Annotated in this window: 19 protein-coding genes; 9 read left to right on the forward strand and 10 right to left on the reverse strand. The window is 65.2% G+C overall.

Annotation, left to right across the window (positions count from 1 at the left end):
* Positions 1–8: 8 nt before the first annotated feature.
* Together BMX85_RS08275 and BMX85_RS08280 are read right to left on the reverse strand one after the other, a co-directional pair.
* Positions 9–476, reverse strand: a complete 468-nt coding sequence (locus BMX85_RS08275; RefSeq protein WP_229210349.1) for a hypothetical protein — start codon at positions 474–476, stop codon at positions 9–11.
* A 71-nt stretch (positions 477–547) separates the two neighbouring features.
* Positions 548–733 (reverse strand): hypothetical protein, encoded by a 186-nt coding sequence (locus BMX85_RS08280; RefSeq protein WP_090315684.1) that lies wholly within the window; start codon positions 731–733, stop codon positions 548–550.
* Positions 734–939: 206 nt separating this feature from the next.
* Here BMX85_RS08280 and BMX85_RS08285 point away from each other — a divergent pair, with 206 nt between their 5' ends.
* Complete coding sequence (locus BMX85_RS08285; protein WP_090315685.1) at positions 940–2,322, forward strand: GIN domain-containing protein; 1,383 nt, start codon at positions 940–942, stop codon at positions 2,320–2,322.
* 9 nt (positions 2,323–2,331) lie between these two features.
* Here BMX85_RS08285 and BMX85_RS30925 read toward each other — a convergent pair whose 3' ends face one another.
* Complete coding sequence (locus tag BMX85_RS30925) at positions 2,332–2,832, reverse strand: hypothetical protein (RefSeq protein ID WP_229210350.1); 501 nt, start codon at positions 2,830–2,832, stop codon at positions 2,332–2,334.
* Between the two features lie 61 nt (positions 2,833–2,893).
* Between BMX85_RS30925 and BMX85_RS08295 the strand changes: the two genes are divergently transcribed.
* The 7 genes from BMX85_RS08295 (at position 2,894) to BMX85_RS08325 (ending at position 11,036) form a co-directional block, all read left to right on the forward strand.
* Complete coding sequence (locus tag BMX85_RS08295; RefSeq protein ID WP_090315690.1) at positions 2,894–3,787, forward strand: glucosamine kinase nucleotide-binding domain-containing protein; 894 nt, start codon at positions 2,894–2,896, stop codon at positions 3,785–3,787.
* Positions 3,788–3,859: 72 nt separating this feature from the next.
* The gene (locus tag BMX85_RS08300) at positions 3,860–4,537 is read left to right on the forward strand and encodes a GntR family transcriptional regulator (protein WP_090317589.1); all 678 of its coding nucleotides are present in this window, start codon (positions 3,860–3,862) and stop codon (positions 4,535–4,537) included.
* Positions 4,534–5,631, forward strand: coding sequence for an N-acetylglucosamine-6-phosphate deacetylase (gene nagA, locus BMX85_RS08305; RefSeq protein WP_090315692.1), 1,098 nt, complete (start codon positions 4,534–4,536; stop codon positions 5,629–5,631). Before BMX85_RS08300 ends, nagA begins: the two co-directional genes overlap by 4 nt.
* Positions 5,632–5,636: 5 nt before the next feature.
* On the forward strand, positions 5,637–6,650 hold the full coding sequence (locus BMX85_RS08310; protein WP_090315694.1) for an SIS domain-containing protein: 1,014 nt from the start codon (positions 5,637–5,639) through the stop codon (positions 6,648–6,650).
* An 18-nt stretch (positions 6,651–6,668) separates the two neighbouring features.
* Positions 6,669–8,174 carry a beta-N-acetylhexosaminidase gene (nagZ, locus tag BMX85_RS08315; protein ID WP_090315697.1) on the forward strand — a complete coding sequence of 502 codons (1,506 nt, stop codon included), beginning with the start codon at positions 6,669–6,671 and terminating at the stop codon, positions 8,172–8,174.
* Between the two features lie 18 nt (positions 8,175–8,192).
* On the forward strand, positions 8,193–9,515 hold the full coding sequence (locus BMX85_RS08320; RefSeq protein ID WP_090315700.1) for an MFS transporter: 1,323 nt from the start codon (positions 8,193–8,195) through the stop codon (positions 9,513–9,515).
* Between the two features lie 204 nt (positions 9,516–9,719).
* Complete coding sequence (locus BMX85_RS08325; protein ID WP_090317593.1) at positions 9,720–11,036, forward strand: tetratricopeptide repeat protein; 1,317 nt, start codon at positions 9,720–9,722, stop codon at positions 11,034–11,036.
* A gap of 52 nt (positions 11,037–11,088) precedes the next feature.
* Here the strand turns inward: BMX85_RS08325 and BMX85_RS08330 are convergent, their stop codons facing one another.
* The 3 genes from BMX85_RS08330 to BMX85_RS08340 form a co-directional block, all read right to left on the reverse strand.
* Positions 11,089–12,387 (reverse strand): glycoside hydrolase family 18 protein, encoded by a 1,299-nt coding sequence (locus BMX85_RS08330; protein ID WP_090315703.1) that lies wholly within the window; start codon positions 12,385–12,387, stop codon positions 11,089–11,091.
* Positions 12,388–12,403: 16 nt separating this feature from the next.
* Positions 12,404–13,429: a cupin-like domain-containing protein gene (locus tag BMX85_RS08335; RefSeq protein ID WP_090315705.1), complete on the reverse strand. Its 1,026-nt coding sequence runs from the start codon at positions 13,427–13,429 to the stop codon at positions 12,404–12,406.
* A 67-nt stretch (positions 13,430–13,496) separates the two neighbouring features.
* Entirely contained in the window at positions 13,497–16,397 is a 2,901-nt protein-coding gene (locus BMX85_RS08340) for a TonB-dependent receptor (RefSeq protein ID WP_229210351.1), read from the reverse strand.
* 381 nt (positions 16,398–16,778) lie between these two features.
* On the opposite strand from BMX85_RS08340, the gene BMX85_RS08345 reads away from it, so the two are divergent.
* Entirely contained in the window at positions 16,779–17,519 is a 741-nt protein-coding gene (locus tag BMX85_RS08345; protein WP_090315708.1) for a GntR family transcriptional regulator, read from the forward strand.
* Positions 17,520–17,524: 5 nt separating this feature from the next.
* Here the strand turns inward: BMX85_RS08345 and BMX85_RS08350 are convergent, their stop codons facing one another.
* From BMX85_RS08350 to BMX85_RS08365, 4 genes are all read right to left on the reverse strand, one after another.
* Positions 17,525–18,448 carry an NAD(P)/FAD-dependent oxidoreductase gene (locus BMX85_RS08350; protein WP_090315711.1) on the reverse strand — a complete coding sequence of 308 codons (924 nt, stop codon included), beginning with the start codon at positions 18,446–18,448 and terminating at the stop codon, positions 17,525–17,527.
* Complete coding sequence (locus BMX85_RS08355) at positions 18,423–18,887, reverse strand: Rrf2 family transcriptional regulator (protein ID WP_090315714.1); 465 nt, start codon at positions 18,885–18,887, stop codon at positions 18,423–18,425. The genes BMX85_RS08350 and BMX85_RS08355 overlap by 26 nt, the downstream gene beginning before the upstream one ends.
* Before the next feature lie 44 nt (positions 18,888–18,931).
* Positions 18,932–21,709, reverse strand: coding sequence for a M16 family metallopeptidase (locus tag BMX85_RS08360; protein WP_090315717.1), 2,778 nt, complete (start codon positions 21,707–21,709; stop codon positions 18,932–18,934).
* Between the two features lie 150 nt (positions 21,710–21,859).
* Positions 21,860–22,192, reverse strand: coding sequence for a DUF3579 domain-containing protein (locus BMX85_RS08365; RefSeq protein WP_090315719.1), 333 nt, complete (start codon positions 22,190–22,192; stop codon positions 21,860–21,862).
* Positions 22,193–22,212: the final 20 nt, after the last annotated feature.

Consider the following 22,212-nt stretch of genomic DNA (forward strand, 5'->3'; position numbering starts at 1 on the left):
CGCGTACCCTATTTTAGCCGCTGGCGCACGGGGGGCGGCTGCACCGGCGGCAAGGGCTTGTACTTTGCGCAGTAAATCTTGGATTTGGTATCGAAATAAACGATGCGGCTGGCCGGCTTGGCCTCGCGCACCGGAAAGGCCGACGTGTCGATTCTCGCATAATGCACACCGACCTGGGCGATGATCGCCTTTTCCAGCTCCTCGGGCGTGGCCTCGGCCACGGCGCCGACGAAGATATAGGTGCTGGTGTCGTCGCTGACCATCACCTCGGACACCGGCGTGCCCCACAGGTTGGCGCCCTCGGTCTTGAACCAGAAGGCGCCGCCGTCGTGCTTGTAGGCCGGGCCGAAGGCCTTGAGCAGATAATCGTAGTAGTAGAAATTGGCGGTCTGGTCGCGGCACAGCAGGCCGTTGCCGATCACGGTGCCGAAGGTGGTGGGCACCGCTTGCGCCAGGGCGGCGCCGGACAGCAACATGGCCGACGCCGCCAGCGCGCACGCGCACCCATACCCACCGGCACGGCGCCGTAATAAAGAGAACGTCATCATTAAAGTTTCGATAACCAGGAGCGGTTGGCGCTGATGCGCGCCTTGGCGGTCGCCGGCAACGCCTCGTAGCATCCCGGGTACTGCTTCAGGGCCGTCTCCCGGATTTCCTTCTGTAAGCCGTTGATTAAGAAAACATATAGCACCGAACCATCGTCGGTGTTCTTTGTCCCCATGTATTTAATCATGTCCGCCCCCGCTTCCTTTTCCCCGCTCGAGCATCAATACTCCGATTATGACATTATCGGCGCGCGCCACGACAAGTTGAATCGCAGTTCAGCGCCGCTTTTTTGCGGTTGATCCCACTATTCCGCACATCCATCCCATTCCGCGCGCCGCTGGCTTGCTTTTGTCATATCGTTCATTCCTCGCCACTTCCACCATCGAGATAACAATGAAGCAGACGATCAAACACCGGGCGCTGGCCGCCACCCTGCTGGCGGCCGCCATCGCCGGCGGCTACGCCCAGGCCGACACCAAGGCCGACAACAAATCCGACGGCAAGTCCGACAACGCCATCGGCACCGAGAGCCGCACCGTGGCGCCGTTCACCGGCATCAACCTGAGCGGGCCGTTCCGCGTGATCGTCACCAGCCAGCCCGGCAACGGCATCGAACTGACCGGTCCGCGCAAGAAAATCGCCGACATCGAAACCTCGGTCAGCGGCGACACGCTCACCGTGCGCCAGCCGCGTAAAAAGAGCACCGGCTGGGTCTTCAACTTTAACTGGAACAACGACCACAAGTCGCAGGTGACGGTACGCATCAACGCCGCCACCCTGAAAAGCCTGCGCGCGAGCGGCAGCGGCGACGTCGAACTGCAACAATTCAAGGGGCCGGCGCTCGGTTTGACGTCCGACGGCTCCGGCGACGTCACCGCCAGCGGCACCGTGACGGAGCTGGCGGTCACCTCGTCCGGCAGCGGCGACATCGACCTGCGCGGCCTGAAGGCCGCCAGCCTGAACGTGGTCTCGAACGGCCCCGGCGACATCACGGCCGCCGGCGTCACGCAGGACTTGAACATTTCGGTCAACGGGCCGGGCGACCTCGACATCGGTGACATCAACGCCGGCAAGATCAACACCGCCATGCACGGGCCCGGTTCGGTCACCTTGCGCGGCAACGCCCGCGAATTCCGCGCCGAGGTGGCCGGGCCGGGCGACCTCGACGCCTGCGGGCTGAGCACTGAAGCGGCCAGCGCCATGCTGCACGGCCCGGGCGACGCCTGCATCGCCGGCAACCTCAAGAAACTCGACGCCGAAGTGCACGGCTCGGGCGACCTGACGGTGCGCGGCCTGCAGGCGCAAACGGTGCGCGCCGTGCTGAGCGGACCGGGCGGCATGACCTTGTCGGGGGCGACGGCAATGCTGAGCGCGGAAGTGAGCGGCTCCGGCGACCTGGACGCCAAGACCTTGCAAGTCGGCCGCGCGGTGGCGCGCAGCCGCGGCCCGGGCAATATTCATTTGAATCGTGTCAGCGACACGCTGGAAGCGGAAGTGGGCGGCTCGGGCGACCTGACGGCGACGGCCGATTGCAAGAGCGTGCGCCTGAACATGCACGGCCCCGGCGAGGTCAAGCTCGACGGCAAGACCGCCACCCTGACCGCGCAGCTGAGCGGCTCGGGCAACCTCAACGCGAAGCAGTTGTGGACCGGCCAGGCCGACGTCATCGTGCGCGGGCCCGGCAACGCGGTGGTCAATGTGACCGGCAAGGCGGCGGAGCAATCGCGCCTGGTGACCTACGAGCGCACCGGCGCCCGCGACAAAGCCAGCAATTAAGCCAAGGGATTAATCGAAGCAGAGGCGCTTTTTGGTGGCGGCAATCAGCTTGTCGTCATACGGATGCAGGTTCTCGACGAACAGCAACTCCGTCTCGTCCGGTTCTTCCAGACACATTTCAATCATCATCGGCCCGTCTTCCATGCGGCCCAAGAAGTGCGAAGGCCAGCGGTTTTTCCGGTGCGTCTTCAGCACTTCCATCCCCAGCTTGGCCAACGGCGCCTTCACGCCCGCGGCCAACGCTTCGCGCTGCCAGTCGTCCCAATAGTCAGTCATTTGTCTTACCTTTAAATATCTAGCAAAGCGGAATTGTACTCCTTCCGCCGCACTCCCTACCAAAACCAGACCAAAGTGGCATGCATCGCCGGCGCCGGCGCGGACGCGCTTCGCTTCATCAAATCCCATTAAAAACAAATGGTTACCGATAAATACCAACTCGACAACGCAAGTCCACTTCAATATTTTATAATACCAGTTAAATACCTGTTGACAAGCTGGTTGGGCAACCATATAGTGCCCTCAACCACCCCGGCCCGGCCGGATTTAACAGAAACAGCGTTTTCGGATACCCATGATCGAATTTTTAATCGGCGTCGACGGCGGCGGCAGCGGCACCAGGGTTCGCCTGGCGCGCGCCGACGGCGTCGAACTGGCAAACGGCACCAGCGGCCCCTCGGCCCTGTCGCACGGCATCGCCGGCGCCTGGACGGCGGTCGAGGCCGCCGCGGCGCAAGCCTTCGCCGCCGCCGGCCTGCAATTGCCCGCCAGATCGTCCATCGCTATCGGCCTCGGCATGGCCGGCGTCCATAACCGCGCCTGGGCCGCCGCGTTCGTCGCCGCCAATCCGGGCTATGCGCACCTGGCGCTGGAGTCGGACGGCCACACCACCGTGCTTGGCGCCCACGGCGGCCGGCCGGGCGCCATCATCGCGCTGGGCACCGGCAGCGTCGGCGAGGTCAAGCCCGCGCACGGCCCGCATGTCGAAGTGAGCGGCTGGGGCTTCCCGGCCGGCGACGAAGCCAGCGGCGCCTGGATGGGACTGCGCGCCGCCAACCACCTGCAGCAGGTGCTCGACGGCCGCAGGCCGGACGACGCCTTCGCCGCCGACGTCGCCGAAGCCTGCGGCGCGGCCCAGGGCGCGGACCTCGCGCACACCCGCCTGTCGGTGCAACAATGGCTGGCCAACGCCACGCAAACCCAATACGCGCAGCTGGCGCGCGCGGTGCTGCGCCATGGCGCATCGAATCCGACGGCGCGCGCCATCCTGCTCGACGCGGGACGCGAAGTCGAACGCATGGCCGACGCCCTCGATCGCAGCGGCGCGCTGCCGATCGCGCTGTGCGGCGGCCTGGGCGAGCCTTTGCGCCCCTATCTGCCGGCGGCCACGCTGGCGCGCATCGTGCCCGCGCAAGGCGATTCGGCGGCCGGCGCGCTGCGGCTGATCCAACAACGATTGAAGGAGTAGCCCGTGCCAGCCCTGTCGAGCGCACAGCTGAAAGACTTCGAACCGGATGCCGGCAGCGACACGCCGCTGTACATGCAGCTGGCGAACAAGCTTTCGGACGGCATCGTCAACGGCGAGTGGCGCGCCAACGAGGCGCTGCCGTCCGAGCGCGTGCTGTCGGAGATGCTGAACATCTCGCGCGTTACCGCGCGCAAGGCGATCGACATGCTGTGCGAGCGCGGCATGCTGACCCGCAAGCGCGGCTCGGGCACCTACATCACGCCGAAGCTGGAACAGCCGTTGTCGCGCCTGACCAGCTTTTCCGAGGAACTGCGCGAGCGTGGCTTCAACGCCGGCTCGCGCTGGCTGCAGCGCGACATCGGCGTGGCCTCGCCGGTGGAGGTGCTGTCGCTCGGCCTGTCGCCCAACATGCCGGTGGCGCGCCTCAAGCGCCTGCGCACCGCCGACGACGTGGTGATGGCGATCGAAACGACCACCATCCCGGCGCAGTACATGCCCAACCCGCACAGCGTGACCGATTCGCTGTACGGCTATCTGGAATCGAAGGGCACGGTCCCGATGCGCGCGCTGCAGCATATCCGCGCCGTCAACGCCAGCGTGGAACAGGCGCGCCTGGCCAACATACCTGCGGGTGCCGCGATGCTGCACATCACCCGCGTCAGTTATCTGGACAACGGCGCAGCGGTGGAACTGACCCACTCGTATTGCCGTAGTGATTATTATGAATTCGTAGCGGAGTCGCGCAGATGAGCAGTGCAATCAAAGGTAATATCCTCACGTCGGCGGGCTGGATCCGTGGCGAAGTCACATTCGACGAACGCGTGCTCGCCATCACCGGCGGCGGCATCGATCCGGCGCTCAACGCCGACGACTACATCATCCCCGGCTTCATCGACCTGCACGTGCACGGCGGCGGCGGCAAGGACGTGATGGAAGGCGGCGACGCGGTGCGCACCATCGCCGCCATCCACGCGCGGCACGGCACCACCAGCATGCTGGCGACCACGATGACGGCGCCGCCGGAGGATATCGACCTCGCGCTGGCCGGCATCGGCAAGGCCGCCGCCCGGCGTGGCAAAGGCGAAGCGCGGGTGCTCGGCGCCCACCTCGAAGGCCCGTATATCAACTCCGGCAAGCTCGGTGCGCAGCCCAACTACGCGCGCTCGGCCAAGCTGGCCGACGTCGAACGCCTCGAAACGCTGGCGCCGTTGAAACTGATCACCGTGGCGCCGGAAATCGACGGCCACCTGGAACTGGTCAAGGAACTGTCGGACGCCGGCATGCGGGTGCAGATCGGCCACACGCTGGGCACCTACGAGGACGGCAAGGCGGCGCTGGAAAACGGCGCCCACGGCTTCACCCACCTGTTCAACGCCATGACCGGCCTGCACCACCGCGAGCCCGGCATGGTCGGCGCCGCGCTGGCGCACGCGCAGTACGCCGAACTGATACCGGACCTGCTGCACGTGCACCCGGGCGCCATCAAGACCGCGCTGCGCTGCATTCCGCGCCTGTACTGCGTCACCGATTCCACTTCCGCCACCGGCATGCCGGACGGCGAATATATGCTGGGCCGCCAGGTCGTCCACAAGTGCATGGGCGGCGTGCGCCTGCCCGACGGCACCTTGGCCGGCAGCACCCTCACCATGGACCAGGCGCTGCGCAACCTGGTCGGACTCGGCCTCGATCTGGCGGATGCCTCGGCACGGGTCTCGACGTATGCGGCCGACTATCTCGGCCTGCAAGAGCGGGGCCGCGTGGCCCCCGGCGCCTACGCCGACCTGGTGGTGCTCGACCGTGACCTGAACCTCAAAGCCGTTTATATCGAAGGAGAACTGTTGTGACCTCAATGATGCTCAAAGAAGCCCTGTCCGCCGCTGATTGCGTGGCCCTGCAACTGGCCCATGATGGCGACCGTTACGCGGAGCTGGGCCGCAAATTGAGGAGCACCTCCTTCTCGACCGCGCTGACCATCGCGCGCGGTTCGTCGGACCATGCCTGCGCCTACGCCGCCTACCTGATCATGGCGCGCCTGGGCCGGGTGGTGGCGTCGCTGCCGATGTCGCTGGTGACCTTGAACAAATCGCCGCTGATCACCCGCGACACGCTGGCGATCTCGATCTCGCAATCGGGCCAGAGCCCGGACGTGGTCGAGCCGATCAAATACTTCCGCGACGGCGGCGCCACCACCATCGCGCTGGTCAACGACATCGACTCGCCGCTGGCGCACGCCGCCGAATGGGCGATGCCGCTGCGGGCCGGCAAGGAGCAAAGCGTGGCCGCGACCAAGAGCTTCATCACCAGCCTGGTGGCCGGCGCCCGCCTGGTCGCCGCGTGGCAGGACGATCCCGAGCTGAAAGCCGGCCTGGAGGCGCTGCCCGAGTCGCTGCGCGCCGCCACCACCGAGGACTGGTCGGCGGCGCTGGAAGTGCTGGCCCCGGCCCGCAACATCATGGTGGTCGGCCGCGGCATCAGCTTCCCGGTCGCGCTGGAAGCCTCGTTGAAGTTCAAGGAAACCTCGGCGCTGCAGGCGGAGGCGTTCAGCGGCGCGGAGATCAAGCACGGTCCGATGGCGCTGATCGAGGACGGCTACCCGCTGGTGATCTTCGCCACGCGCGGTCCCACCCAGGCCGGCCTGCTGCAGCTGGCGGGCGAAATGCGCGGCCGTGGCGCGCGCGTGCTGCTGGCCGCGCCGGCCGACGTGGCCGAGCGCGACCTGACGTTGCCGGTGGCGGCGACGCCGGACCTCGATCCGATCGTGGCGATCCAGACCTTCTACGTGATGGCGGCGAAGCTGTCGGCCGCGCGCGGCATGGACCCGGACGCGCCGCGCCATCTGAGCAAAGTCACCAAGACAAATTAAGCACGCCGGAGCACCCCAATGACCGACCCAACAAACAAGACCCACGACGAGTTGCGCAAGATCGCGGGCCAACTGATCATGATCCGCTTTCCCGGCACGGTGCTGGACGCGGCCACCGCCGGCTTCCTGAAGGCCAACAGCATCCGCGCCGTCTGCCTGTTCCGGGGCAACATGACCGACTCCGAACAACTGGGCAAGCTGACCGCCGACCTGCGCGCGGTGATGGGACCGGAATCGCTGATCGCCATCGACCAGGAAGGCGGCGCCGTGGTGCGCTCGACCTGGGTGCCGGCGCCGCCGGCGGCCATGGGCCTGGGCGCGGCCGACGACACCGACCTGGCCTACCGCACCGGCGCCGCCGTGGCGCGCGCGGTCAAGGCGCTCGGCTTCAACTGGAACTTCGCGCCGGTGCTGGATCTGAACAACAATCCGCACAATCCCGTCATCGCCGAGCGCTCCTTCGGCGCCGAGCCGCAACGCGCCGCCGAGCTGGCGATGTCGTGGATGGCCGGCAGCCACGCGGAAGGCGTGGCCTGCTGCGTCAAGCACTTCCCCGGCCATGGCGACACCAGCGTCGATTCGCACCGCGACCTGCCGACCGTGGACAAGCCGGTGGAGGAGCTGGACCGACTGGAACTGGCGCCGTTCCGCATCGCGTCGGCCGCCGCGCCGGCGATGATGACCGCGCACATCGTCTATCCGACCCTGGACCCGGACAATCCGGCCACGATGTCGCGCCGCATCCTCACCGGCCTGCTGCGCGACGAATGGCGCTACAAGGGCATCGTCATCACCGACGGCATGGACATGCACGCCATCGCCGGCCGCTACGGCGTGGGCAACGCGGCGGTGCGCGCGCTGACCGCCGGCGCCGACATGGTGATGGCGCTCGGCACCACGCAGACCCAGGACGAAACGCTCGACTCCATCGCGGCGGCGCTGGCCGCCGGCGAGCTGACGATGGAAGAGGTGCGCGTGCGCCTCGACCGCCTGGCGGCGCTGGCGCTGGCCTATCCATGCAAACCGCGCTCGTACAAGGAAGACGCGGCCGACCGCGACGTGATGGCCGAAGGCTGGTGCCGCGCGCTGACGGCCTACGGCCAGCCGCGGCCTCCGTCCAAGGACGCGCGGGTGCGCCTGGTGGTGCGCCAGGACGTCGTCAGCGACGGCGTCTCGGAAGCCGGCGTGCCGGCCGAAACGGTGGCCGCGTCGCTGCGCCGCCTGTACGACGTCGAACTGGTGACCTTCGCCGACGCCGAGGCCTTCGACTGGGGCGCCCTGCCCGACGACGGCCGCTACACGGTGCTGGCGTCGACCTCGCGCCTGCGCTACGGCGAGCACGCGCGCGCCACCTGGCGTCCCGACCTGCACCTGGCGCTGTGGAATCCGTACCAGGCGCTCGACATCCAGGCGCCGGCGCTGATGACCTACGGCTTCGCCAAACCGGCGCTGGACGCGGTCAACCTGTGGCTCGCCGACGAACTGCCAGCCACCGGCCGCGCACCGGTGCCGGGCTTCGAGTAAAAATAATCCGGGGACGACGTGGACAACAACGAACAAGACACCCGCAAGCCAACCATCCGCAATCCGAAGTTCTGGGTGCCCAGCCTCTATCTGGCGCAAGGCCTGCCGTTCTTCGCGGTGGCCATCGTCGCCAACCAGATGTTGAAGAGCATGGGCATGCCCAATAGCGAAATCAATCGCTGGACCGCGTTGATCGGCTTCGCTTGGGTCTTCAAGCCGTTATGGAGTCCCTTCCTGGAACTGGCCAGCAGCAAAAAGCTGGTCGTGGTCACCTTCCAGATCTTCGGCGGCGCATGCCTTGGCGGCGTCGCGCTGGCGCTGCACGCGCCATTCTGGTTCGCCGCGTGCATGGCGATGCTTGCGCTGGTGGCCATTTCGGCGGCCACGCACGATATCGCCTGCGACGGCCTTTACATCACCAGCCTCGATGAAAAAGGCCAGGCGCAATACGCCGGCTGGACCGGCACCTTCTTCAACGCCGGCAAATTCCTCACCACCGGCGGGCTGCTGGTGCTGGCCGGGCACTTCGAGCAAAGCATCGGCGTGGTGCCCGCGTGGACCATCTGCTTCCTCATCCTGGGCGCGGTCATGGTCGGCCTCGGGCTGTACAACAGCTGGGCGCTGCCGCAGTCGAAGAACGCGGTCAGCACCGGCACCAACGCCGCCGCCATCGCCCGCACGCTGTGGGAAGTGATCGTCGAGTTCTTCAAAAAGCCCGGCATCTGGGTCTCGATCCTGTTCATCATCCTGTTCCGCGCCGGCGAGGCGCAGGTGCAGTCGATCGGTCCCCTGTTCCTGCGCGAGGCGCGCCACCTCGGCGGCCTTGGCCTCACCACGGCCGAAGTGGGCGCCGTCTACGGCACGGTGGGCACGGTCGCCTTCCTGGTCGGCAGCATCGCCGGCGGCTACTTCACCTCCTGGCTAAGCCTCAAGCGCGCCATCCTGTGGCTGATCCTCGCGGTCAACCTGCCCAACGTCGCCTTTTACCTGCTGTCTTACTTCCAGCCGACCGACCTGGCGGTGATCGGCGCGGCGCTCAGCATCGAAATGTTCGGCTACGGCTTCGGCTTCGTCGGCCTGATTCTGTACATGATGCAGGTGGTCGCGCCGGGCAAATACCAGACCGCGCACTACGCCTTCGCGACCGGCATCATGCAGCTCGGTTTCGTCCTGTTCAAGCTATTCAGCGGCGACATCCAGATCGCGCTCGGCTACCAGCACTTCTTCATCTGGGTGATGCTGTGCGCGATTCCGGTGGCCGTGCTGTCGCAGATCATTCCAATGGCCGCACGCGCGCGGCAGGAGCCGGAGCCGGTGGCGGCGCAGCCGGCGCACGGTTGACGCACCCTTGAATTAAGCGCATCAACCATGATTTATGTAACAATACGCTGGTTTGACCGGCAGGCTCTTTTACTTCCCGGAAAGGGATCGTAGAATGTGCGGCTTGCCGGATCGCGCGCCGCGCGGCCCTGAACACTAACTCCAATAGCGACGGCATGGCGCCTCGGCGCCGGCCATCTTATGTCTTTGATTGAAGGATTGAACATGTCCCATATTCGTCTCGCTCGTATTAGTCTGATCCTGGCCGCCATCGGCCTGAACGCGGTACCGGCCGTGCTGGGCGTGACCGCCGCCCACGCGCAGGACAAGGAAAAAGCGAAAGCCGCCGCCGAAGCGCCGAAAGACACCGTCCGTCCGGAGATCTTCAAGTTGATCGACCCGGCGCAAACCAAGCCGCTGCTCGACGCCAAGAACTACCAGGAATACCAGACCCGCATCGACACCGCCGCCGCCGCGCCGAACCTGACCCCATACGAAACCTTTGTGCTGAACCAGATGCGCGTGCAACTGGGCCAGGCCTCCGGCAACAACGAGCTGACCCTGAAGGCGCTGGAATCGATGATCGATTCGGGCCGTCTGAAGCAGGAAGACAAGCTGCGCTTCATCGACGCCGTCGCCGGCATCTACTACAGCTCCGTCAAGGACTACGACAAGGCCATCACCTGGTTCAACCGCTACGGCACCGAGTCCGGCGACACCGCCAAGCAGCGCCAGTACATCGTGCGTTCGTACTTCCTGAAGAACGACTTCGCCACCGCCAAGACCGAAGTGCTGAAGGATATCGAAGCGGCCAAAAAAGCCGGCACGGCGCCGACCAAGGACGAACTCAATTTGCTGGGTAACGTCGGCATCAAGCTGAAGGACACCGAGCTGTATCTGACGGCGATCGAAGAGCTGGTGCGCTACTACCCTTCGGAAGACTACTGGTTCGACCTGCTGAACCGCACGCGCGGCAAGAAGACCTACGCGCCGCGCCTGGACCTGGACATGGCGCGCCTGAAAGGCGTCGCCGCGCCGTCGAAGATGGAACCTGAAGACTACCTGGAACAGGCCGAACTGGCCGTGCTGGGCGGCTTCTTCACCGAAGGTAAAATCGCGATGGACAAGGCTTACCCTGGCGCCATCCCGGCCGGCAAAGACAAAGCCGCGATCCAGAAGATCCGCGACAGCGCCAACAAGGGCGCGGCCGACGATGCGAAGAACATCGATTCGGGCGTCGCCGCCGCGCAGAAGTCGAAGGACGGCGTCGGCCTGGTCAACCTGGGTTACAACTTCATCACCCTGGGCCAGTTCGACAAGGGTATCGACCTGATGAAACAGGGTATCGCCAAAGGCGTGTCGAAAAATCCTGAAGATGCGAAACTGCGTCTGGGCTACGCGCTGGCGATGGCCGGCAAAAAGGACGAATCGGTCAAGCTGCTGGAAACCATCACCGGCAACGACGGCCGTGGCGACCTGGCGCGCTACTGGATCCTGTATCAGAACAAACCCGCGGCAGCCGCACCGGCCGCAGCGAAGTAATCACGACGTCACCAAAAAATGCCGGCTTGAAGCCGGCATTTTTTTTGACTGCTTACCGCATCGCCGACCATAGCGTCTCGATCAGCTGATGCTCGCCATCGGCGCTCAGCTCCCAGAACATCGCGCCGCGCAGCCGCTTCGACTTGATGAAGCGCGCCTTGCCCTTCAGCGACTCCTGGTCCTCGTACGTGATCCAGATCTTCTCCTTGGCGTTATACAGGTACGGCGCCTTGGCCGAGGCGTTCCAATAGCGCTGGTAGCCGTTGCCGCCTTCGAACGCGGGCGTCAAGATCCCCTGCTTGAGCAGATGGCTGAATCCATACGCGTTACCGCCACCGGCGCCGCCGGTCGCCCCGCCCTCGCACAGCTGATACTGGCCGTCGCCCGCCGGTCCCGGCGCGCAACCCTTCCAGCCATACCCGTAAAACGGCACGCCCATCACCAGCTTGTCCGCGCCGATTCCGGCGTCGAGATAACGCTGCACCGACGCCTGCGCATACAAGCCCTTGGACGCGACCGGATCTTTCGGATCGCCGCCCAGCGCCGCCAGGTGCCCCGTGGTTTTCTCCCACGGCGCGTGATAGTCATACGTCATGATGTTGATCCAGTCGAGGCTTTGCGCCAGCTCCTTGATCCATCCGCTGCCCGCCGCGCCGTCGTTGACGAAGTTGGCGTTGGCGCCCGACGCGATGGTGACGCTGTAATGCTTGCCGTCCTTCTTGCCGGCCGCATCGAAGGCGGCGCGCAGCGCGCGCACCAGCTTGATGTAGTTCGGCTTGTCCTGCGGCCGCGCGCACACCCTGCCCGCCACGCAAGGCACACCGACCTCGGTCGGATATTCCCAGTCGATATCGATGCCGTCCAAACCGAAGCGGCGCATCAGCTTCACCGACGAGGCGACGAAATTGGCGCGCGCCGCGGCCGAATCGGCGACGTCGGAAAGCCGGTTCGACCAGTTCCAGCCGCCGACCGACACCACCACCTTGAACTTGGGGTGCTGCTTCTTCAGCGCCACCAGGGCGCGCAGGTTGGCCCCATCCGAGACGGCGTTGCCGAACACCAGCGCGCCGTTGGCCGATGCCGGTTCGCCGGCCGCGTCCTGGCAAGGCGCCTCGTCGTTGATGGACGGCTCGGGGTTGCCATGCTTGCCGTCCCAGCACACGTCGATGAACGCGTACAGCGCCATCGTCAGCTTGTCGGCGCCGACGTTGACGGCGGTGACGGGATACTCGGCCGACTTCCAGCCGGGGTAATAGCCGATGACTTCATCGGCCATGGCGGACGATGGCGACAATGCGGCGAGAGAGATCGCTGCGGATGCCGCGAACACTGCGCCGGCGCGTGGTTTCATGGTGTCTCCAGTAGGTTTATTTTTGTAGCTGCGCGATCAAGACGTCCTTGAAGCGGCGCAGCTCTTCGGGCGACATCGCGCCCAGCGCGCCGCGCCGCTGTTCGGGAATATGTTCCAACCGCCGGGGGTCGGAATTGAAAACAAAATGCTCGAACACCGCCCGCCAGGCCTGCAGCACTTGCGGCTCCAGATCCTTCATGTTCAGCAGGCAGTGCATCAACGCGTTCGACGGCGACATGCCGCGATCGTTGGCCGTGTGCGAACCGCCCCACCAGTAGTTGACCAGGATGTTCAGCTGGCCGATCGATTCGACCTGGTGCCACCAGATCGCGGGGATATAGATCGCGTCGCCCGGTTCCAGCTCGGCCACCTGCGCGGCCGCCAGCGCGTCGCGAAAGCGCGGGTACTTGTCGAAGTCCGGCCGCGCGCGCGAGGCCATGCTGATCGGCGCGCCGGCCGGCGTGTAATCGAGCGGGCCGACGTACAGGTTGCCGACCTGCTCGGGCGGGAACAAGGTGAAACGCCGCCGGCCGCTGACGCAGGCGGCGATATTCTGCGCCTCGTCGAAGTGGGCCGGCACCGTGATGTGGTTGCCCAGCCAGATGCGCGGTTGCACCTCCGGCCCCAGCAACGGCAGCCGGTTCTCGGCCACAAAGCCGGGCAGGCATTCGGCGATGACCGCGCTTTGCGCCGCCAGCGCCGGAGCGCGCGCACCGGCCGGCAGGTAGCGCATCAACTGGTCGATGATGCTCGATATCGGCAGCCGGTTGCGCACGAAGCTGAACGCGCTGACATCGTCGCTGTAGGCCACCAGCCCTTGCGCGGCCGGCGGCGTCATGATGGCGTTGACATCGACGCCGCTGTCGAAGGACTTGAGGTAGCCGCCCACCGCCTCCGGCGAGGCCAGCGCCTGTGCGACGACGGGCCAGTCGCGCACCACGCCGCGCATCACGGCGGGCCGGTGCAGCGGCAGGATCTGCTCATGGAAGACGCGGGCGTCGACGTCGCGCCACTCGGGTATCGGTTGCGGAATTGGGTGCATCGGCAAAGTATATCGTTATTCAACGCGCGCCCGCCCCTTTCGTGGCGGCGGACGCGGTCAAACCTGCTTAGTACTTGACGCGCATCGTCAGGAAGAACTGGCGGCCGTTCTTGTAGACCGAACGTGGCTGGTCTTCGTTCAAGGCGTAGTACTTCAGCTTCGGATCGTTCAGGTTACGCATGTCCAGCGAGAAGCCGATCTTCTCGTTGAATTTGTAGCCGAGCGAGGCATTCAGGTAACCCATGCCGACTTGGTTGAACTCCGTGCCGCGGTCCAGGCCCACATACGAATCCGAACGGTAGCTGTACGTCAGGCGGGCGTTGAAACGCTCGTCCTCGTAGAACGCGCTGGCGTTATAGGTGCGCTTCGACGAACCGAGCACCTTGGCGCCGCTGCTGTCGCTGGCGTTGGTGAAGGTGGCGTTGCCGTCGATACCGAAGTAGCCGAACAGCGGCTGCTGGTACGACAGCTCGATGCCCTTGACCTTACCCTTGCTGTTGATCGGCGAAGAGATCAAATACTGCGCATCGAAGCCGTTCGGATCGGTGATCTTGGTGGCCTCGGTGTAGGTCCGGTAGGTGCCCACGCGGGTGCCCTGGCCGATGTAATTGGACAGGTCCATGTAATAGACACTGGCCGACACCAGCGAGCGCGGTGCGAAGTAGTATTCCAGCGAGGCGTCGAAGTTGTTCGACGTGATCGGTTTCAGATCCGGGTTGCCGCCCGAGCCGGAACCGACGCCGCCCTTGGCCGCCGGTGGCGTCAAGGTGAAGGTGCCGACCAGCGACGAGAAGTCCGGACGCGTCATGGTGCGCGACAGCGCGAAGCGGGCCACCAGGTCCTTGTTCAAGTCCAGGCGCAGGTTGGCGCTCGGCAGATAATCGTTGTAGGTGTGTTCGACGGTGGTCGGCTTGAAGATGCCGAACGCCGACGTGTAGACCACGCCCGGCTGGCCCGCCGGCGTATCGCCCGGCATGCCCACATTGCTGACCGCGCGTTCCTTGGTCTGCACATAGCGTACGCCGACGTTGCCGCTCCAGCCCTCGCCCTCGAAGTTACCCTGCACGTAGGCCGCGCGGTTCTTTTCCTTCAGGTTGAACTCGTTGCCGAAGTCCTCACGCGTGCCGTCGGTGGCGCGGTTGGCGAACAGCTTCGAGAACGCCGCCAGCTGCTCGGCGGTGTAGCGGAAGATCCCGCGCGGGAAATTGCCACCCAGGCCGCTGGCGTAGTTGGACGGATACGATCCCGCCGCCGCCGGCCAGTTGGCCGGGTTGTACGGCGAGTTGGCGCCGTTGATGCAGCTGTACTGGGTTGGCAGCGGCGCCGCCCAGAAGAAGCCCGGGCCGCCGGCGGCGTCGGTGCGGGTCGAGCAGGTCGGACCCTGGCCGACCACGTTGTCCGAATAGCGGTCATGGTCGGCGCCGCGCACGCCGAACTTCAGCAGCTTGAGCGGGCCGGCTTCGAGCTGGAAGTCGCTGTCCAGTTGCAGCCATTTTTCCTTGTCGGTGACGGTGACGTTCTGGTCGCCGAACATCCAGCTAAAGCCACTGGAGGCGTCGGTGCCCGGCGTCGCGGCCGGATTGTTATTGAAGGAGAAGTCGGCCGCCGTGCCGGTGCCATTGAGCTTGTACGAGGCGCCGGTGCCGGTGGCGCCGTTCCACGCGATGACGTCCTGGACCGGGGTCTTGCCCTCGCCCTTGGAGCTGCCGGCCTTGCCGTAGAAGGTCAGGTTCTCGGAGGCGCGCCATTTGCCGTCCAGCGCGACGAACTTGGCGGTCGCTTCCGCGCCGGGACGCGAGATCTGGTCGTACTCGTTGTAGTTGGTGCCGGCCACCGGCGCGAAGTTCGCGCTGACCAGCGTCTTGACGCCGTTCTGGGTCTTGACCACATAGCCCGGCAGCGGCGCCTGGCCGTTGCCCTGGTTGATGATGGCGCCGCCGTTGAGCAGGTAGTTGTCGTTGGTGTTCGACGCCTTCAGGGTCGAGCTGAAACCGGTCAGGTCGAAGTTCAGGTCGCGGCTGGGCTTGAATTGCAGGTCGATCAAACCGCCCCGGCGCTTGCGTTCCTGCTGGAACAGCGAGGCGCCCAGGAAGCCCGGGTAGTAGGCGTTGGCCAGGTCCGGATTGGAAATCGCCATCGGGCTGTTGGGAAGAATCTTGTCGTAGGACAGCGCTTCCTGGCCGTCGCGGCGCAGGTGGCGTTCTTCCGAGAACACTTGCAGCAAGGCGCCGAAGGTCTTCTGCTCGTTCTTCCAGTTGATCAAGGCGCTAAATTGCGGATCGGTCTTCTTCGGCAGGTCGGCGTACACCGCGCCCAACGACACTTCGCCGGTGAAGCTCTCTTTGAATTCCAGCGGCTTGCGGCTGATGATGTCGACCGAGCCGGCCACGCCGCCCTCGACCAGGCTCGCTTCCGAGCTCTTGTGCACCACCACCGAACCGACCAGTTCCGACGGCACCAGCGTGTAGCTGACGCTGCGGCCGACCTGGGTGGTCTGGTTCAGGATGAACCAGTCGCCGGAAGCGACGTTGTGGCCGTTGAACAGCGTCTGCGTCAGGTTGGGATTGGTGCCGCGCATCGACACGCGGTCGTTCTCGTCGAAGCCGCCTTCGCTGGCGCCGGCGTTGCTGACGTTGACGCCAGGGACGCGCTGCAGCGAGTCGGCGACGTTTTTATCGGGCATCTTGCCGATGTCTTCGGCCGTGATCACCTCCAGGTGCGACTCGGCGTTTTTCTTTTGGTTCAGCGACTGTTGCAGGGCCGCACGAATGCCCTGCACCTGGACGGTTTGCATTTCCTCGCCGTCCTTCTTGCCGGCGCCGGCCTGGGCCTGCGCTTGAGCCTGCGCCTGGGCTTGTGCCGACCACGACATGCCCAGCACCATCAGCCCCACGGCTGCGGCGATCGGCGTCAACTGCTCGACCGCGCTGCGTGGCATGTTCGTCTTACCTGGCAGATTCTCTTTCATTTACTCCCCCTTGATTGCGGCCCGTTTATTTTGGAAAAGGCCCGTGCTGTTTTAACGTCGATCGATTCCCCGGCCATCGCCGCCGCGATGTCGTGCAGATCCCTTTTTTACAACCTTATACAAAACCAATTCAACGCCAATATACCGCAGTACCAATACCAGAATACTACCAATTGCCATATTTTTTTCATATGTTGTGCGGAGTACACATACCAATTTGCGCTTCGTTGCAGAGGAGCATCTATAGCGCGGTGCGGTCCACAGTGAAACCAGTGTGATACCAGCGCTGTGGTTCTTTTTGGTATTATCGAATCGGGCAAGGCAACGACCGGGGACAGACCAATTCATGGCGGACGGCCCGAGACGACGGAGACGAAACGGATGACACCGCTTGCAGAGATCATGCACACGCTGGGCCAAGGCAGCAGCCAGCCGCTCTACCAACGCCTTCAGCGGGCGCTGCGCACGGCCATCGATCAGCGGGTGTTCGGGCCGGACGAAGCGTTGCCCGCCGAGCGGCAACTGGCGGCCGATCTGTCGATCTCGCGCATCACGGTCAGGAAGGCGATCGACGGGCTGGTCGACGAAGGCTTGCTGGTGCGGCGGCCCGGTTCGGGCAATTTCATCAACACGCGCATCGAGAAGAACTTCGCCAAGCTGACATCGTTTTCGGAAGACATGCGCGCGCGCGGGCGGACGCCGCGCAGCGTGTGGCTCAAGCGGTCGGAGGGGACGGTGACGCCGGAGGAGGCGCTGCGACTGCGTCTTGGCCCGGGCGCGGCGGTGTACCGGTTCCACCGGATCCGTTATGCCGACGAGATCCCGATGTGCATCGAGTATGCCACCATCGTCGCGACGTGTTTGCCGTCGCTGGAGTCGGTGCAGGTGTCGATGTACGAAGCGCTGGAACACGCGTACAACCGCCCCGTGCGCGCGCTGCAGCGATTGAGCGCGCTGCTGCTCGACGAGGAACAGGCGGCGCTGCTCCAGGCCAAACCGGGTGACGCCGGCCTGGCGGTGGAACGTTTGGGGTTTCTGCGGGACGGCCGGGCGGTGGAGTTCTGCCGCTCGTATTTTCGCGGGGACTTATACGACTTTGTCGCGGAGCTTAACGCCGCATAGGGCGCTCACGCCGCCGCGGCGGTGGCGCCGAAGATCAGCGACTGATGCGCCGACACGCCGGCGAGCGTTCCATCGGCCGCCGCCAGCGCCACATTGCCCGCCATGCGCGCGGCGTCGCCGCACGCGTAGACGCCGGCCACGCTGGTCGCCTTCATCGTATCGGTGCGCACGTACATGCCCATCGGGCCCTGCTCCAGCCCACAGCCCAACTGCTCGGCGATCGGACTTCCGCTATGCGTGCGGCTCACCACGAACAGCCCCGCCATCTCCAGCGACCGCCCATCCTGCAATTCGACCGTCGCCCGCCCGCTGATCGCCTTGACCGGCGCGCGCTCGATCGCCACGCCGCGCCGTTCCAGCGACGCCAACTGCTCCGCGTCCGGTTCGAAAGCCCCGTTCAGCAGCAACGTCACCCGGCCCCAATCCGGCAGCATCAGCGCGTGATGCATCGACAGCGCTCCCGTGGCCAGCACGCCGATGCGCCCTTCCATCAGCTCATAGCCATGGCAGTAAGGACAGTGGAACACCGTGCCGCCCCAGCGCTCGGCCAAACCCGGCACCGGCGGCAGTTCGTCGACCACGCCGGTGGCCAGCACCAGCCGCTGCGCGAGGTAGGCGGCGCCGTCCTGCAAGGTTACGCGGAAGCCCTGCGCCACTTTCTCCGCCCGCCGCGCCGCGCCTTCGATCCAGCGCACGGTCGGATACTTCATCAGCTGCGCGCGGCCGTCGGTGGCGATGGCCGCCGCCTCGCGGCCGTCATGGCCGAGGAAGCCGTGCGAATGCGTGGCGTAGCGGTTGCGGCGCTGGCCGGCGTCGACCACCAGCACGCGGCGGCGGGCACGCGCCAGCTGCATCGCGGCCGACAGGCCGGCGTAGCTGCCGCCGACGACGACGACGTCGAATTCAGTGCCCGGATGTGGGATGTTCATGGGAGACTCCTTTGTGCTTGGCGTATCCGTCGTTGAAGCGGGCCGACAAATCGGCCAGCGTGACGTCCTTGAAACGCTCGATCAGCAAAGCCTCGGCCTCGTCGAAGGCGCTGGAGAGCGCGTCGTTGACGGCGCGCTCCACCAGGCACTCGGTTTGCTCGCTGCGGTTCCCCATCGCGAACACCGTGGGCGATCCGACCGCCTCGTAGATGTCGCGCAGCGTCACCCGGCGCAGGTCGCAGGTGATGCTCCAGCCGCCGCCGTGGCCCTTGTCGGAGCCGACATAGCCACGCTCGCGCAGGCCGGCCAGCACACGGCGCACCAGCACCGGATTGGTGCCGAGGAAGCCGGCCAGCTCGTCCGAGGTGAACGTCCGGTCGGCGTGCGCCATGTGCAGCAGCACGTGCAGGATGGAGGATAGTTTGCTGTCTCGTCTCATGTAACTAATGATAGTACATAATTCGAGATCATGCAGGACATCCGTTATTTTTTGGCTTTGGACTCGTCGCCGGCCACCACCACCGTCAGCTTGGCCGGGTCGACGGCTTTGCGGAAGGCGGCGTTCACTTGCGCCAAGGTGGCGGCGCGCAGCTTGTCCTCGTATTCCTTGCTCCAGCTGTAGGTGCGGTTCAGGTACAGGTTGCGCGTCCAGCCGGCGGCCAGCACCGCGTCCTTGGAGCGGTTCTGGATGCGCTGCTGCAGCAGGCCGGATTTGGCGCCCGCCAGTTCCGCCGCCGTGAAGCCCTCTTTCACGGCACGGTCCAGCTCTTCCCGGATCGCCGACCGCAGCTTGTTCAGGTTCTGCGGCGCGGCGATGGCACTGACCTCGAAGCGGCCGGCGCGGTCGATCTCGCCCGCCTGCAAGCCGGTGCCGCCGCCGTACGACAGGCCGTCCTTCTGGCGGATGCGGTCCATCAGCCGCGATTTCAAACCGCCGTCGCCGAAGATGTAGTTGGCCAGGTCCAGCAGCGGATAGTCCGGATCGTTGACGTTCAAATCGAGGTTCAGGCGCGCGGCATAGAAGCCGTTTTCCTTTTCCGGCGCGTTGATCATTTTGACGATCGGCGCCTTGTCGGCGTTCACGCGGGTGATCGGCGCGTACGACACCTTGCTGTCCCAGCCCGAGAACACATCCTCGATGGTTTTGCTGATCACGGCTTTATCGAAGTCGCCGACAACGGCGATTTCGCCATGATTGGCACCGAAGTATTTGCGGTGGAAGGCCACCACGTCTTCCAGCTTGAGCGCTTTGACCTGCGCCAGTTGCTCGTCCACCGACACCGCCTCGCGCACGTCGCCTTTCGGGTATTGGTTGAAGTACAGGTCCATTTCGGTGCTGGCCAGCGACTGCGGTTCGTTGCGCGATGCTTCAATCCCGACCAGCCATTGCTGGCGCAGCTGCTCGAACTCCGCCGCCGGGAAGCTGGCGTCCTTCACCACGTGCGCGACCAGCCGCAGCGCCGCGTCCAGATTCGGACCGGTGGTCTCGAAGGCGAACGGGCCGCCGGAGATTTTGAGCTTGGCGAAGGCGTCGGACAATTGCTCGCGCGTGAACTTGTCGGTGCCGCGCATCAGCATCGCGGCGGCGGCGGCGGCGGCGGCGTTGGTGTTGAACAGGTTCTTCTCGTCGCCCCAGTGCAGCGACATGTTGACCGATACCGCTTCGCCGCGATTTTTCTTCGGCAGCAGGGCCACCCGCAGGCCGCCGATGGTCTTGATCTCGGTGCGGGCGTTGATGTTGTCCTGGCTCGGATCGAACACTTCCGACGTCAGCACGCTGTCCTTGCCTTTGAAGTCCTTCATCACCTCGGCCACGCTCGGCGCGGCCGGGATGTCGGCGCGCAGCGGATTGTCTTCCGGGATGAAGGTGCCGACGGTGCGGTTGTCGCGCTTCAGGTAGCGCGCGGCGGCGGCGCTGACCTGCTCCGCCGTGATGGTCGGCAGCTTGTCGCGGCCCAGGAACAGCAGGCGCCAGTCGCCCAGCGCGATCTCCTCGGACAAAGTGACGCCCACCTTTTGCGGATCGTTGAGCGACTTCTCGATGCCGTTGGCGACGTTGCGGCGCACGCGCTCCATTTCCTCGGCCGTCGGCGGCGTGTTGGCGAAGCCCTCGACGGTCGCGATCAGCGCGTCGCGCACCGGCTCCAGCGGCTCGCCCGCCTTCACCACGGCCCCGATCAATTGCAGGCCGGGCGCGTAGCCGGTCTGGGGGAAGCTGAACACCTCGGCGGCCTTGCCGGTTTCCACCAGCGCCTTGTGCAAACGGCCGGTCGGCGTGTCGCCGAGGATCTCGGACATGAAACCGAGGGCGTCGCTGTCCTCCTGCAGCGCGGAAGGGATCTTGTAGCCGAGGACCACCAGCTGCATGTCGCCCTTGCGGCGCACGACGAAACTGCGCTCGCCGTCCTGGGTCGGTTCGACCGTCCAGAATGGCGGCAGCACGCGCTTCGGTTTCGCGATCGCGCCGAACGATTTGCTAATCCACGCCAGCGTTTGCGCCGGATCGAATTTACCGGCCACCAGCAGCACCGCGTTGTCCGGCTGGTAGTAGGTGCGGTAGAACGCTTGCAGGTTGTCGATCTTGACGTTTTCGATGTCGCTGCGGTTGCCGATGGTGTCACGGCCGTAGCTGTGCCAGTCGTAGGCGACGCTCTCCATGCGCTTGAGCAGCACGCCGAACGGGCTGTTCTCGCCGCTCTCGTACTCGTTGCGCACCACCGTCATTTCGGAGTCGAGGTCCTTGCGGGCGACGAAGGAGTTGACCATGCGGTCTGCCTCCATGTCGAGCGCCCACTTCAGGTTCTCCGGGCTGGCCTGGAACACCTCGTAGTAGTTGGTGCGGTCGAACGAGGTGGTGCCGTTGAAGTCCATGCCGCGATGGGCGAATTCCTGCGGGATGCTGCGGTTCTTCGGCGAGCCTTTGAACAGCATGTGCTCCAGCAGGTGGGCCATGCCGGTCTCGCCATAGTTTTCGTGGCGCGAGCCGACCAGGTACGTGACGTTGACGGTGACGGTCGGCTTGGAGGCGTCGGGGAACAGCAGCACTTTCAAGCCGTTGGGCAGCCGGTACTCGGTGATGCCCTCCACCGACGGTCCCTTGACGACGCCGGCCGGCAGCTTGACGGCGGCGGCGGGCGTCCTGGCGGCGGTGGCGGTGGCGGCGGCCGCGGCCGCGGCCCAGGCGGTGCCGGTGGCGGCGAAGGACAGGCCGCACAGCATCATGCTGGCGACGACGGCGTGTTTCAAACGGCTGTTGTTCATGGTGTCTCGCTAAAAACGGATGAACAGGCAGCATAGCCCCACCCCGCCAACGTGGGTAGTGGCAAAAACTAAATTTTTCTGAGGGGAGGCTTAAGCGCTTAGTTGCTGACTTTCTTGCTTGCTTGCGTACTTGCTTACTTGCTTGCTTGCTTACTTCTCCGGCACCAGGCAGGCGTCGACCATTTGCAGGTCGTTGTCCTTGGCGAACGAGATCACGAAGTGGTACGCCAGCGGCTCCAGCGCGCGCAGCTTGCCGTTGACCACCACCGACTTGACGCCGTTGACCACCGTCGGCGTGACATACGGCGAGAATTGCAAATGGGAGTCGCGTCCGCCGCCGTAGCCTTCCGGCTTGAAGCAGGACATCACGCCGCACAGACGCTCGGCCCAGTCGCTGGGACGGAACTGCCTGCCATTGCTGGTGAGGCCAAGGATGAAGAACGATTCCTGCTGTTCTGCCGGTTTTTGAACTGACTCTGCCATGGGCGGGCGCTTGTGCGTAG

This window comes from Duganella sp. CF517, assembly GCF_900110275.1.
GTDB lineage: Bacteria > Pseudomonadota > Gammaproteobacteria > Burkholderiales > Burkholderiaceae_D > Rugamonas.

What these genes read in the sequence shown, in the direction of transcription:
- BMX85_RS08275 (WP_229210349.1), bottom strand. Translation starts at nt 476, where the DNA reads ATGTTGCTGTCCGGCGCCGCCCTGGCGCAAGCGGTGCCCACCACCTTC.
- BMX85_RS08280 (WP_090315684.1), bottom strand. Translation starts at nt 733, where the DNA reads ATGATTAAATACATGGGGACAAAGAACACCGACGATGGTTCGGTGCTA.
- BMX85_RS08285 (WP_090315685.1), top strand. Translation starts at nt 940, where the DNA reads ATGAAGCAGACGATCAAACACCGGGCGCTGGCCGCCACCCTGCTGGCG.
- BMX85_RS30925 (WP_229210350.1), bottom strand. Translation starts at nt 2,832, where the DNA reads ATGGTTGCCCAACCAGCTTGTCAACAGGTATTTAACTGGTATTATAAA.
- BMX85_RS08295 (WP_090315690.1), top strand. Translation starts at nt 2,894, where the DNA reads ATGATCGAATTTTTAATCGGCGTCGACGGCGGCGGCAGCGGCACCAGG.
- BMX85_RS08300 (WP_090317589.1), top strand. Translation starts at nt 3,860, where the DNA reads ATGCAGCTGGCGAACAAGCTTTCGGACGGCATCGTCAACGGCGAGTGG.
- nagA (WP_090315692.1), top strand. Translation starts at nt 4,534, where the DNA reads ATGAGCAGTGCAATCAAAGGTAATATCCTCACGTCGGCGGGCTGGATC.
- BMX85_RS08310 (WP_090315694.1), top strand. Translation starts at nt 5,637, where the DNA reads ATGATGCTCAAAGAAGCCCTGTCCGCCGCTGATTGCGTGGCCCTGCAA.
- nagZ (WP_090315697.1), top strand. Translation starts at nt 6,669, where the DNA reads ATGACCGACCCAACAAACAAGACCCACGACGAGTTGCGCAAGATCGCG.
- BMX85_RS08325 (WP_090317593.1), top strand. Translation starts at nt 9,720, where the DNA reads ATGTCCCATATTCGTCTCGCTCGTATTAGTCTGATCCTGGCCGCCATC.
- BMX85_RS08330 (WP_090315703.1), bottom strand. Translation starts at nt 12,387, where the DNA reads ATGAAACCACGCGCCGGCGCAGTGTTCGCGGCATCCGCAGCGATCTCT.
- BMX85_RS08335 (WP_090315705.1), bottom strand. Translation starts at nt 13,429, where the DNA reads ATGCACCCAATTCCGCAACCGATACCCGAGTGGCGCGACGTCGACGCC.
- BMX85_RS08340 (WP_229210351.1), bottom strand. Translation starts at nt 16,397, where the DNA reads ATGAAAGAGAATCTGCCAGGTAAGACGAACATGCCACGCAGCGCGGTC.
- BMX85_RS08345 (WP_090315708.1), top strand. Translation starts at nt 16,779, where the DNA reads ATGACACCGCTTGCAGAGATCATGCACACGCTGGGCCAAGGCAGCAGC.
- BMX85_RS08350 (WP_090315711.1), bottom strand. Translation starts at nt 18,448, where the DNA reads ATGAACATCCCACATCCGGGCACTGAATTCGACGTCGTCGTCGTCGGC.
- BMX85_RS08355 (WP_090315714.1), bottom strand. Translation starts at nt 18,887, where the DNA reads ATGAGACGAGACAGCAAACTATCCTCCATCCTGCACGTGCTGCTGCAC.
- BMX85_RS08360 (WP_090315717.1), bottom strand. Translation starts at nt 21,709, where the DNA reads ATGAACAACAGCCGTTTGAAACACGCCGTCGTCGCCAGCATGATGCTG.
- BMX85_RS08365 (WP_090315719.1), bottom strand. Translation starts at nt 22,192, where the DNA reads ATGGCAGAGTCAGTTCAAAAACCGGCAGAACAGCAGGAATCGTTCTTC.